Below are 12,268 nucleotides of genomic sequence, written 5' to 3' on the forward strand. Positions count from 1 at the left end.
AGACCCTTATCGATATCCATGACCGAGACTCCGGGAATTCATCACGTGACTGCCATCGCGAGCGATCCCCAGCAGAACCTCGAGTTTTACACCGACACGCTTGGCCTTCGACTGGTCAAGCAAAGCGTCAACCAGGACGACACGTCCGTCTATCACCTCTTCTACGGCGACCGCACGGGTTCGCCGGGCACCAGCATGACGTTCTTCCCGTACCCGGGAGCGCGGCCCGGTCAGGTTGGGACCGGCCAGGTGAGTACCACGGCGTTCACGATCCCGGCCGACGCCGTCGAGTACTGGGTCGACCGACTCGAGGAGGCGGGCGTCGACGCTGACGAACCCCGCGAGCGCTTCGGCGAGACCGTGATCCCGTTCCGTGATCCCGACGGCCTCCCGCTGGAACTCGTCGGCGTCGCGGACGCGCCGGCAGGCGACCCGCCCGCCGGATCAGTCCCGCCCGAGCGAGCGATCCGTGGGTTCTATGGGGTTGCGCTCTCGCTCGAAGACACCGAAAGCACGGTCAGGCTCCTCGAAGAGATGGGGTACGAGGCCACGGACGAGGAGGGTGAACGGACGCGCTACGAGGCACCCGTCGATCTCGGGGCCGTCGTCGACCTCGTCGCCGAGCCCGACCGCGGCCGTGGGCAGCCGGGGGCGGGGACCGTCCACCACGTCGCCTTTCGCGTAACTCGCGACACGCAGGCTGACTGGCGCGACCAACTCCAACGTCTCGGGCTTCGCCCGACCGAGATTGTCGATCGAAAATGGTTCGAGTCGGTGTACACCCGGACGCCGGGCGGCGTGCTCTTCGAGTACGCGACGGCGGAGCCGGGCTACACCGTCGACGAGGACGTCGAGGAACTGGGCGAGCGACTCGTCCTCCCGGAGTGGTTCGAGGACCGCCGTGAGGAGATCGAGGCCGGGCTACCGACACTGTCGATCGACGAGTGAGAAGCGTCGCTTGAAAGGGTTCAGAACAGCCCGATACCGACGCTATAGGCCCACGACTGGGTTCCCGCGGCTGCGACGACGAGCGCGCCGCCAGCCATCACGAAGTTCTTCAGAAACGCCGTCATCTCGTCTTGCTGGTCTTCCTCGGGGACGGCCCAGAAGTCGTGCATCGTGACGGCCGAAATCAGGAGGAACCCGGCGAGTGCGACCGCGCCGACCACCGGGTAGACGCCGGCGAGAACGCCCACTCCACCAGCGATCAACACGATGCCCGAGGCGATTACCGAGAACCCCGGCGCAGGAAGTCCCTTGTATTCAGCATAGCCTGTCATCTGCTCGCGCTGCATGAAGTGATTGAGCCCCATGAACGCAAGCACAATCCCGAACAGTATCCGTCCGGCGAGTAGTACGATCCCCTCGGTGCCGGTGAACGCCATCAGGCGCGCACCCCCAGTGAGACGGTCGCAGTCTGAGGCCGATCGAGTTTCGATCCACAACCTGGTATCATTGCGTTAGGTAGTTCGAATCCGAACCTACTTATGAATTCGGCGATAAGAAGGTGATCAAGTAACACCGATGTCACCGACGACAGTAGCCGACGAGAAGACGGTCGAGGAGCAAAACGCCGCGGCCTGTCCGGTCGTCGAAGCGGTCGAAGCGATCGGTTCGGAGTGGCGACTCATCGTCCTCCACGAACTCGTGGGCGGCGAGCAACGGTTCAACGAACTCAAGCGATCGACGGGCGCGAGCTCGCGGACACTCTCGCGTGTCCTCGACGACCTGGAGGAAACGGGACTCGTCGACCGCCGCGTCGAGGAGAAGCCGATCGCGACCTACTACTCGCTGACCGACCGGGGACAGGCGCTATGTCCCGTCTTCGACGAACTCGAAGCGTGGGCAGACGAGTGGATCGACGGCATCGAGGCGTAGTTCGGCTGTTTCGCGGGTGGCGTCCTGGGAGCCGATCCGTTCCGCTCACTCGGTGACCGACACGTCTCCAGCCGACTCGCCGATCGCGTCCGTCACTCGCTCGTGGAACTCCTTGAGGACGGCCGACTCGTCTTCCGCCAGAACCACGTCGCTGGCCATCAGCGTCGCCAGCCCGAACGCCCGGGGCGTCGGTGAGTCCACACGGTGATGCACGACCTCGATGTTGCCGGCGTCGATCGCGCCGAGTACGTCCTCGATCGCGTCGACGTTGAGTTTGTCCTCCAGTATTTCCCGATAGGTTTCCTCGATTACCGCGAAGTCCTCGAGATCCTGGGCGAACCCAAGCAACATCTCGCTGTTGACCTGTTGCTCGCTGGCGGACTTCTCGTAGCCCTTGTAGCGTTTGAGGATCATCAGCGACCGCGTCGCGTTGATCCGGAAATAGCGATCGAGCAGGTCAGTTCCGTCGAGACTGGCTCTGAGGTCCGCCCGGACGTCGACCGGGTCGATCGATTCCAGCACGCCCGCCACGTCGACTTTCCGATTGAGCGGCATCGAGAGCGTAAAGCCGTGGTCGGCGACGGCGACCTGGACGTTCGCCGTCGCCTGCTGGGCGACGCGGTAGGCCAGCAACCGTGAGAGCCCGTCGTTGAATCGGCGACCGTAGTTCGAGTGGACGTAGTACCGGCGTTCGTACGATTCGCGATCGCGCTCCTCCTCGATGACGAGCCGTTCGTCGGTGCTGACGCTCTCCGGACCGGCATAGCGCACCTGCTGATCGAACATCTCGACGATGGCGCGGACGCTGTGCTCGTCGAGCGGGAACTCCCGGAGCCAGAGTCGAGCAGCCGATTGGCCGCCTCGCTGCAGTCTGGCGAGCAACTCCCGTTGGAAGGAAAGCACCTCGCGGCCGAGATCGTAGCTGAGGGGCAGCCGCTCGGAATACCAGGAGGGAACGGTCGGTCGCGCGCTGGTATGATCGACGTATACCTTCGATCCCCGGCGATAGCGATACTCGTATCGATCACCCCCCAGCACGAACACGTCGCCCGTCTCCAGGGTATCGAGATAGGACTCGTCGAGTTGTCCGACCCACTCGCTGTCGCCCCGGGTCAGCACGTCACAGGTGAACGAATCGGGGATCGTCCCGATGTTGGTCATGTAGATGACCCGTGCCAGCCGGCCGCGCTTGCCGATCAGCGGCTCGCCGACCGGGAACTCGTCGTAGTGGTACTCCCCGTCCGGTGGGTCGTTTTCGTCCCGCCAGATCTTCGCGTAGACGTTTTCGTCTTCCATGCCCGGATAGTCAGCGGTCAGATACCGGAGCAGTGCTTCCCAGTCGTCGTCCGTGTACGTCCGGTAGGGGTACGCACGCCGGAGGATGCCAGTGACCTCGGATTCGGGGCGGACGTCGTTGATCGCCATGCCGTAGACGTGCTGGGTGGCTACGTCGTGGGCGTTTTCCGGAACGAACACCCGGTCGACGAAGCCTTCCGCGGCCTTCTTGAGCATGACCGCACATTCGATCAGTTCGTCGCGGTCGAGCGCGACGACGCGGCCGGCGACCGTCTCGCCGAGCTGGTGGCCGGCGCGACCGACCCGTTGAAGGAGTGCGGCAACTGATTTGGGCGACCCCACCTGGACCACCAGGTCGATGTGGGGCATGTCGATCCCGAGTTCGAGGCTCGTCGAGGTCGTCACCACGTCTACGTCGCCGGATTTCAGATCGGACTCTATCGCCTCGCGTTTGTCCTTCGAGAGGCTGCCGTGGTGACACCCGGAGTTGTCCTCGTCGTAGGCGTCAAAGCGTTCCCGGAGGTTGTGGAGGACGCGTTCGGCTCCCGAGCGCGTGTTCGTGAACACGAGCGTGTTCATGTGATCGCCGATCAGGTCGTGTAGCTGATCGTAAAACCGGTCGTTGATCGTCGATTGGGACGTGTGGATCAGGTCGTCAGTCGGCGTTGTAAGCTCCATGTCGAACTCGCGGGCGAAGCGAGCGTCGACGACCTCGTAGTCACGGGGATCGCCGCCTGGATCTTCCCGGCCGACCAGAAATTCCGCCATCGTATCCAGCGGTTCGACCGTCGCCGAGCAGCCGATCCGCGTCGGCGATGTCTCGGCCATCGCTTCGAGCCGTTCCAGCGAGACCGAGAGGTGCGTGCCCCGCTTGTTCGCCGCGAGGCTGTGGATCTCGTCGACGATGACGTACTCGACCGTCTCCAGCTTCTTGTTGAACTTCGGGGAGTTCAGCAGGATCGCCAGCGTTTCGGGCGTCGTGTTGAGGATATGGGGCGTCTCTTCGAGCATCGCCTGGCGATCGCTATCGGACGTGTCGCCGTGGCGGATCGCGTGGCGGATCTCGACGTCCTCGCCACGATCCTCGAGGGTCGCCGTGATCTCCGAGAGCGGGACTTCGAGATTCCGGTGGATGTCGTTGGCGAGGCTCTTCAACGGCGAGATATAGAGGCAGTAGACGGCATTCTCGAGTCCGTCGTCGCGGTCCCGGCGGAACAACTCGTTGATGATGGCCGCGAAACTGGCCTGGGTCTTGCCCGAGCCGGTCGGCGCGGCGATGAGCGCGTTCTCGCCGTCGTGGATGTGCGGGATCGCCGCTTTCTGTGGCGGCGTGAAGAACCCGCCGTTGTCCGGGACGTACGGGCCGAAGGTCTCGACCCACCATTCCCGAACGACCGGCTCGAACAGCGCCAGGACATCCCCGTCGTCGATTGACACGGATTCGGGATCGAAACCGAGATCCACGTCCACCCCCTCCAGCAGTTCCCGTCCTCCCATAGAGTGGGTCTATCTAATGATCTGGAGCGTCTTGTGTACTCGGATTGGCAGTGATCAGGCGGCAACCACGAATGCGACGCCGAACCCGAACCAGGCGGCCGTGATCGCCGCGAGCCCGGTAAGCACGACCGTCACGACGCGGTCGCCCGTCAATTGCCGTTTCACGCCGACGAGACCGATCGCGCTGACCGGGAGGATCGTCCCGACGAACCACGCGGCGTTATCGACGCTCGGGCTGTCTAAAACGAACGCCATCGGCGCATAGCCGACACCGAGCATGGCAGCAACGTGGACGTGCTGCCGTGGGTCGATCCCGCGAAGCGCCAAGCCCACTACAATCCCGAACCAGATGACGCCGATCTCAGCCCCGAACGCAACCAGAAGATTCAGCGTCACGTCCGTGAACGGTTCGATCCGGCCGGCAAACACCGTGATTTCCCAGGGCGAGAAAAACGACGGCGGCACGCCCGTCAGCAGATCAGTGAAGGGGTGGACGGCCAGTCCGAGTGCTGCCGTGGCGAAAACCGAACGCGAGGACAGTCCGATTCGGGTCGCGCCGATCGTGATCAGGACGCCAGCGACGCCAAACAGTGCCATGACACCGCCACCGACCACGCCGCCCGTGAGTGCTGCGATGGCGATGACACCGGTCAGGATGATCGCGCCAGCCCACCGCCTGACGGTCCAGACGGCGAAGCCCGCACTCGCGAGAACGGCGACGACCAGCGAGTGGGTCGTCGTCCGGTGGCGCTCGCCCGTCGCCGTCCAGAAGTGATCGAACGCTGTCGACCCCTCCGGGAGCGTGACGACCTGAAAGGCGGCGTGGGCGACATCGACGTCCGGGAGTGAGGCGAACAGTGCGGCCGCCAGCCCGGCGACGACGGCGTACCGGACGGTCACGCCACGGAGTGACAGACGTTCAGCGGGACCGAAACGCCGAGCGAGTACGGCGACGATCCCAAAGGCGAGGAAGGCGTGACCGACGAACACGATGATCTTTGGCGACGGGCGTATATGAACGTCACTCTCCCGGCGGCTCGGACTCTGTCTCGCCGCCCAACACTGTCAGGAGCTGCGTGATGAAGTCGTTGAGGTAGACGGTTCCCCACGTCGCCACGATGACAGCCCCGATGGTGTTGAAGATCAGATCCTTCATCGTGTCCTCGATCCCGTACTGGGTCAACACCGGCGACCCGCCGATGGCGGTCGCGGCGGCGCTCGTGGTGAACTCGATGACTTCCCAGAAGACACCGAACGCGAGGACGAACATCAGGATGAACACGAAGACGAACCGATCCGGGAGATGCACGTCGTTCCAGTGCTCGTCCAGCGCACGGATTGTCGCGTAGCCGGCCCCGGCGACGACCGATGCCGACAGCGCGTGGGTCAGGTGATCGTACCCGGGGATCGACTGATAGAAGCCGGATCCGCCAGGGACGCCGACGGTTCCCAGGGAGTGTAAGAAGACTGCTGTCGTGATCCACAGCGTCAGTCGCGGGTCCATCGGAACGCTGTAGTCCCGTTCGAGCAGCGGCGGGATCTGCAACACGATGAGGCCGATTGCCGCATTGATCGAGATACCGACCGATCGGCGTTCGAGGCCGATAAAGAAGAGACCGGTCAGGACGAATTCCATCACCTTGGTGAGTTGCTGCTGGCGATACGTGCTGAGTCGGAGGCGTGAACGTAGACTCATGCGTTCTCACCACCGTCACGACGGACGCTTGCGTACCGGCGCACGTACAGTTCGAAGACGACCCCGGCGAGCAGGCCCGCGACCGCCGAGGCGACGAACTCCCACATGAGTTGCTCCTCGATAGCGTCATCACTGAGCATGGGATCGAGCAGCAGTGTCGTCCCGAGATGCAGATCAGAGAGCCACCGGGAGACGGCCCACAGCCCCGCGAAGGCCAGCGTCGACACGACGACGAACAGCAGCGCGAACTGGTAGTTCATCTCGACGTTCGTAAAGAGTTGCAACTCGACGGCGACGATCAGGGCCAGCGCAGCCACCGAGAGATACGTCGCGACCTCCCGGAAGGCGACGTTCACGCCGAAGGTGTACCCGAGCAACGGCAACGCGGCGAGGACGAACACCTCCCAGGGGATCATCACCAGCGGGTCGCGGCGGGCAACTGGCGGGAGCACCGCCAGCCCGCCCACGACTGCGGCGAAGCCAGCCCACAAGAAGTTCCCCAGAACGAGGTTCCCGAGGGCCGTCAGCGCGATGATGCCGACCAGCCCCCAGCCGAGTGCCGCATTGATCCGCGACTGACGCAACAACGACGCCAGATTCGACGGGGTTGGTTCCATAGTATTTCTCTCGAACCCCCAAGGGAAAAGCTCCTCCCTCGGATCTGATTGGCGACCCGTTGCGGACTCAATCGAAGACGTATACTGTACCGGAACCGGCCGTCGTGTCCCCGCCCGGCGCACCCACGACTGCCGTAGTCCCGTCGCCGGACAGCGCCAGGGCATCGCCGTACCGACTGCCTCGCCGACTGCTCTCTGCCGTGAGTGCCGTTTTTGCTGTCCAGGACCCCACAGCGTGGGTGAAGACGTGGACGCCGACCGCATTCGAGTCCGAGTCCGTCAGTCCCGGGATGATCGCCGTTTCCCCGTCGCCGGCCATCGCAACCGACGGTCCGAATTTCTGGGTGTGATCGAGGGACAGTTCCGACCGGGACCACGATCCGTCTGCCCGATCGAAGACGATTGCCGATCCGCCAGTATCGTCGCCCGGACTGTTCCCAACGATCACCCTCGACCCGTCGTTCGAAACGCCGATTGCCTCGTCCAGTGGAACCGCTACGCCGTCTGCAAGCGGGAGCGTCGTCGTCTCGGTCCAGGACCCGCCGGCCCGGGTGAACACCGAAACTGTATTTCGCCCGTTCGCACAGATGACGGCCGTCGATCCGCGATCCGCCAGCGCGACGCTCGATCCCAGACCGACCCGTCCATCGGGGTCCTCGGGTCTAACCGTCGCTTCCCGGGACCACTCGCCGTCGGATCGCTCGAACGCGAACGCTGCGCCCGGGACGCGCGCGAGCGTCGATCGGGGAGCGGCGACGACATCCGCCGTGGTTGACCCCCCGGGAAGTGACGCTGTCCCGGCAGTGTCGTCGGACCCATCGACGTACTGTGGCGCGCCGACCAGCGCCGTCTTCCCGTCGTCAGCGATGGCGACGGCCGCGCCGAAGGCGTCGAAATACTGTCCTTGCGCGGGCGTGAACGCCGTGTCGACACTGAGTCGCGCATCCTGGGTCCACCCGTCGTCGGAGCGCTCGAAGACGTACGCCGCGCCGGACACCAGTCCGTCCGTGCGCTCGTCGCCCGTACATCCGATGACGGCCGTTTTCCCGTCGCCCGACAGTGCGACGCTGGTCCCGAACCCACTGAACTCGGCTGTATCCGTGGGCGTGAGGGTTGCTGTCCGGGACCACGAGTCGCCCGCCCGCTCGAAGACGGACACGACACCGGACTCGACCCCGGCGGCAGTGGCCGCCGGCGCGCCGACGATGATCGTCGATCCATCGTTCGACACAGCGATCGAGTCGCCGAACTGGTCCCCGCTGGTGCCGTCTTCCGCGGTCAGTGTCGCCCGCTGTGACCATGATTTCCCCCCGCCCGGGGCGGCGATGCTTCCACATCCGGCAAGGCCCGTTACACCCGCCGCGCCGACGAGTCTGAGGGCGTCCCGGCGGTGTAGATCCATAGTCCCGAATCAACAACGAATGGGAAAAAGCTAGGTGTTCTGGCGGACAGTGGCACAGCCGGCCACTCACTCCCGAAGGTCGTTGAATCGCCCGGCGAGTTCGAGATCGGCGTCAGTGATTCCGTCGGCCTCGTGAGTCGTCAATCGGACCTCGACCTCGCGCCAGCCGATCGTCATCTCGGGGTGGTGAAACGCTTCCTGGGCGAGGCCGCCCGCGGCCGCCGCGAAGCCGACGCCGTCGAGATAGGCGTCGAACTCGAAGGTCCGGACGATCTCGTCTCCGTCGCGCTCCCAACCAGCCGGGAGTCGATCGTCGATCTCGTCGTCGTCGAGTACGTCTGTCATGCGTGGACACACGTCACGCCAGGGGAAGAACGTTCGGACGGGGGCGAAAGCACCCGGATCGGCGAGCTGCTCGCGAACCAGCGTCACTCAGTCGTCGGCGTCGACGAGCCTCGAGAAGCGATCCGGTACGTCTGCATCGACGTCGGCGACACTCGGGGGAAATTCCGTCTCGCCGAAATCGGGATCGAACAGCGCAAGCGCCGTATCGATGGTGGCCCAGTCGTCGGCTTCGGCGGCGTCTCTGAGCGATTTCGTCGGCGCGGCGAGCAACTGGTTGACCAGCGAGTCGGCCATCGCCTCGACGACCTCGCGCTCCTCGTCGTCGAGATCGAGCGATCCGAGCGCCTGCTCGACCTCGCGGGCCTTGACGCGCTCGGCGCTCTCGTACATGGTCGAGATCACGTCGTCGGCTCGCGTCCGTTTGTATCTGGTAAGCAAATGGGCGAGTTCGTCCTCGACGATGTCCTCGACCCTGGCGGCGGCCGCCTCCCGGTTGGCCCGCGTTTCGGCCGTCACGGCTTCCAGGTCGTCGAGATCGAAGACGTCGGTGCCGGGTTGCTCGTCGACGATCGGCGGGATGTCCCGCGGTTGACCGATGTCGATCACCACAGTGTCGCCGGTCGTCTCGAACGCCGCCGGTTCGACGATCGGGTCGGCACTGCCAGTCGCCGAGACCACGAGATCGGCACGGTCGACGACCGACGCCACGTCGTCCAGCCCGATCGCACTCGCCGCCACGTCGACGATGGACGTCACGTGTTCGGCGTGTGGGACGGTCCGGTTGGCCACGTAGAGGTGGGCAACGTCGCTCCGTGCGTCCACCGCTTTGGCCGCAAGCGTCCCGATTTCGCCGGCACCGATGACCAGTGCTGTCGCCGCCTCGAGATCACGTTCGCGTTCGGCGAGTTCAACGGCTGCGCTGCCGAGCGAGACGACGCCCTCGTTGATCGCCGTCTCAGTCCGGGCGCGCTCGCCGACGTGGATCGCCTTTGTCACGGCCTCCTCGAGCACTGGCCCGAGCCCGTCGACGTGGCGGGCGTCCTCGTAGGCGTCCCGTACCTGTCCGAGAATCTGGTCCTCGCCGGGGACGAGTGATTCCAGGCCGGCTGCGACCCGCAGCAAGTGACGAAGGCTCTCCTCGTGACCCAGCGTGCGGACCGTCGAGTCCACCTCGTCGGGCATCGCTGCCTGCAGCGCCGCCCGGCCCGCTTCAGGGTCGTCGCTGACGACGTAGCGTTCGGCACGGTTGCACGTCTGGAGGACGAACGCCTCGGTCACGTGGGGGGCTTCCAGTAACTGTTCGACGCCAGCCAGCTGGCTGTCGGCCGCGGCCGCGTCGATGTCCTCGACGCTCCCGTGTTGATGAGCGACGCTCGCGGCCGTGATGTAGCCAGGTTCCTTCACGATGTATCACCAGTCACGTCCCAGATCACACTTCAGCTATCTCGTGGGTATTGGTCCTGCGGGTATCTAAAGCCTTCCTAACCCGGCCCCCTTTGACGTCATTCTGGTTCGTAACTCTCCCTGGCGGTCACGGTGATTCGACGTCCTCGACGTCGTAGCCCTTCGCCCGGAGGTCGGCCAGGATCGCATCCGTATCGGCGGTGTCCTCGTAGTAGAACACGACGTCGAACGTCCCGTCGCGCATCAGTTGTTGGCACTCCCAGACGAACTCCTCGCCCTCGATCGTTCGCCCCTGATGCTGATTCAGGCCGAACTCGGGATCGTCGGTCCCGGAGTAGACGTACGTGTCGGCGTCCGTCTCGGCATGCTCGGCGATGACGTCACCGATCTCGATCGTCAGGCGATTGAGTTCCGGCTCCTGATCGTTTGCTACGTCCGTCCGGACGATCAGTCCCCGCAGTTCGATCTCGCCCGGCTCGAGTAGTGCTTTCGTCTGTTCGGAGAGGTCGTCGCCCATCGCGTCCATGTATTGATCTCCGGGTCGTCGGTAATACGACTCACGGTATTCGCTCGTCGGATCGACAGTCCAATGGCTCACTGTCGCGAGTGCGGAAGAAAGCGGGGGATCCCGCTTGCCCCGTGTTTATTCGCGTACGGACCGCCCGGGACTGTGCTTACAGTCGGGTGAGGTTCGTCGCACGCGGGCCTTTCTCGGCTTCTTCGATCTCGAATTCGACTTCCTGGCCCTCTTCCAGGTCAGGGCCGCCGACGTCTTCCATGTGGAAGAACACGTCATCGTCGGCGTCGTCGGTCTCGATGAACCCGTAGCCGCCCGTATCGTTGAAGAAGTCCACGGTGCCTGTCGCCATGCTTACAGCCTCGTGAGATTCTTCGCACGCGGGCCCTTCTCGGCCTCTTCGATCTCGAACTCAACCTCTTGGCCTTCCTCGAGGTCAGGACCGCCGACGTCTTCCATGTGGAAGAATACGTCTTCGTCCGCGTCCTCAGTCTCGATGAAACCGTACCCGCCAGTGTCGTTGAAGAAATCAACCGTACCGGTCGCCATTGCAACCTATGCCATGTGGTCAATGTATTAAAACCCTGCGGCTGGACGCCGGGGTGTGGAGGGGCCGGAACGGAAGACTCATGCGGGACGACGACGATCAGCTGACATATGCGCTCGTGGATCCGCAAGCAGGCAACCAGCGTCTACGAGCGCCTGCTGAAACGCGAGATCGACGGGGGACCGACCCACATCGCCGTCATTCAGGACGGGAACCGTCGATACGCCCGCAAGGAGGGCCAAGAGACGTCTGCGGGCCATCGGGAAGGGGCTGAAACGACCGAGGCGTTGCTGGAGTGGTGTGACGAACTCGGTATCGAAGAGCTGACATTGTATGCCTTTTCGACGGAGAACTTCGATCGACCGGCCGACCAGCGTGCAGTCCTGTTCGACCTCATCGAGGACAAACTCTATGACTTCGCGGACAGCGACCGCGTCCACGAGGCGGGCGTTCGAATCAGGGCGATCGGCGAGACTCACCGACTCCCGGAACGGGTGCGGGAGGCGATCGACTACGCCGAGGCCCAAACGCGTGGGTACGACCAGTTTCATCTGAACATCGCCCTTGCCTACGGCGGCCGGGCCGAGTTACTCGGGGCGGTCAAAGATCTGGCAGCGGACGTCGACCGCGGCGACCTCGATCCGGCTACCATCGACGTCGAGACGGTCGAGAACCGTCTGTACGAAGGGCCAACTCGGGACGTCGATCTCATCATCCGGACCGGTGGTGACGAGCGAACGTCGAACTTCCTGCCGTGGCATGCAAACGGCAACGAGGCCGCAGCCTACTTCTGTGCGCCCTACTGGCCCGAGTTCCGCAAGATCGACTTCCTTCGGGCGATCCGGACGTACGAACATCGCGAGGATTCCTGGCGACAGACCAGAGCCAGGCGGGCGCTCACGCTGGTGCGGGCGGTCAGCGACCGCGAACTTCACCACGCAAAGAGCGTCCTCAGACGGTTCCGGGACTCGCTTCCCTCGCGTGAACTCGAAGAAGTCGACGTCTCTATTGACACCGAACACGATCCGGGCGGCGATTGACCCCTCCGGCGAGGGTATATTGACTGCTT

General features: G+C 64.2%; 14 protein-coding genes. 3 read left to right on the forward strand and 11 right to left on the reverse strand.

The features are described from left to right. The first annotated feature begins 18 nt into the window (after window positions 1-18). Window positions 19-948, forward strand: coding sequence for a ring-cleaving dioxygenase (locus HUTA_RS13780; protein ID WP_049941364.1), 930 nt, complete (start codon window positions 19-21; stop codon window positions 946-948). Between the two features lie 20 nt (window positions 949-968). Here the strand turns inward: HUTA_RS13780 and HUTA_RS13785 are convergent, their stop codons facing one another. Further along, window positions 969-1,385 (reverse strand): DoxX family protein, encoded by a 417-nt coding sequence (locus tag HUTA_RS13785; RefSeq protein ID WP_015790540.1) that lies wholly within the window; start codon window positions 1,383-1,385, stop codon window positions 969-971. A gap of 139 nt (window positions 1,386-1,524) precedes the next feature. Between HUTA_RS13785 and HUTA_RS13790 the strand changes: the two genes are divergently transcribed. Further along, a complete protein-coding gene (locus HUTA_RS13790; RefSeq protein ID WP_015790541.1) occupies window positions 1,525-1,878 on the forward strand; it encodes a winged helix-turn-helix transcriptional regulator in 354 nt (117 codons plus the stop codon). Between the two features lie 45 nt (window positions 1,879-1,923). Here the strand turns inward: HUTA_RS13790 and HUTA_RS13795 are convergent, their stop codons facing one another. From HUTA_RS13795 to HUTA_RS13840, 10 genes are all read right to left on the reverse strand, one after another. After that, window positions 1,924-4,671 (reverse strand): ATP-dependent helicase, encoded by a 2,748-nt coding sequence (locus tag HUTA_RS13795; RefSeq protein WP_015790542.1) that lies wholly within the window; start codon window positions 4,669-4,671, stop codon window positions 1,924-1,926. 54 nt (window positions 4,672-4,725) lie between these two features. Continuing rightward, a complete protein-coding gene (locus HUTA_RS13800) occupies window positions 4,726-5,661 on the reverse strand; it encodes a metal-dependent hydrolase (RefSeq protein ID WP_015790543.1) in 936 nt (311 codons plus the stop codon). A 31-nt stretch (window positions 5,662-5,692) separates the two neighbouring features. After that, window positions 5,693-6,367: a hypothetical protein gene (locus HUTA_RS13805; RefSeq protein ID WP_015790544.1), complete on the reverse strand. Its 675-nt coding sequence runs from the start codon at window positions 6,365-6,367 to the stop codon at window positions 5,693-5,695. Beyond that, window positions 6,364-6,984: a hypothetical protein gene (locus HUTA_RS13810; RefSeq protein ID WP_015790545.1), complete on the reverse strand. Its 621-nt coding sequence runs from the start codon at window positions 6,982-6,984 to the stop codon at window positions 6,364-6,366. Before HUTA_RS13810 ends, HUTA_RS13805 begins: the two co-directional genes overlap by 4 nt. A 67-nt stretch (window positions 6,985-7,051) precedes the next feature. Further along, the gene (locus HUTA_RS13815; protein ID WP_015790546.1) at window positions 7,052-8,386 is read right to left on the reverse strand and encodes an FG-GAP repeat protein; all 1,335 of its coding nucleotides are present in this window, start codon (window positions 8,384-8,386) and stop codon (window positions 7,052-7,054) included. 66 nt (window positions 8,387-8,452) lie between these two features. After that, window positions 8,453-8,731: a 4a-hydroxytetrahydrobiopterin dehydratase gene (locus HUTA_RS13820; RefSeq protein ID WP_049941470.1), complete on the reverse strand. Its 279-nt coding sequence runs from the start codon at window positions 8,729-8,731 to the stop codon at window positions 8,453-8,455. 87 nt (window positions 8,732-8,818) lie between these two features. Continuing rightward, window positions 8,819-10,138, reverse strand: coding sequence for a glutamyl-tRNA reductase (gene hemA / locus HUTA_RS13825; protein WP_169304908.1), 1,320 nt, complete (start codon window positions 10,136-10,138; stop codon window positions 8,819-8,821). A gap of 124 nt (window positions 10,139-10,262) precedes the next feature. Beyond that, window positions 10,263-10,661, reverse strand: a complete 399-nt coding sequence (locus HUTA_RS13830) for a DUF5778 family protein (protein WP_015790549.1) — start codon at window positions 10,659-10,661, stop codon at window positions 10,263-10,265. A 148-nt stretch (window positions 10,662-10,809) separates the two neighbouring features. After that, complete coding sequence (locus HUTA_RS13835) at window positions 10,810-11,004, reverse strand: cold-shock protein (RefSeq protein WP_015790550.1); 195 nt, start codon at window positions 11,002-11,004, stop codon at window positions 10,810-10,812. 2 nt (window positions 11,005-11,006) lie between these two features. Further along, entirely contained in the window at window positions 11,007-11,201 is a 195-nt protein-coding gene (locus HUTA_RS13840) for a cold-shock protein (RefSeq protein ID WP_015790551.1), read from the reverse strand. 108 nt (window positions 11,202-11,309) lie between these two features. On the opposite strand from HUTA_RS13840, the gene uppS reads away from it, so the two are divergent. Further along, entirely contained in the window at window positions 11,310-12,239 is a 930-nt protein-coding gene (gene uppS / locus HUTA_RS13845; protein ID WP_015790552.1) for a polyprenyl diphosphate synthase, read from the forward strand. Window positions 12,240-12,268: the final 29 nt, after the last annotated feature.

This window comes from Halorhabdus utahensis DSM 12940, assembly GCF_000023945.1.
Lineage (GTDB): Archaea > Halobacteriota > Halobacteria > Halobacteriales > Haloarculaceae > Halorhabdus > Halorhabdus utahensis.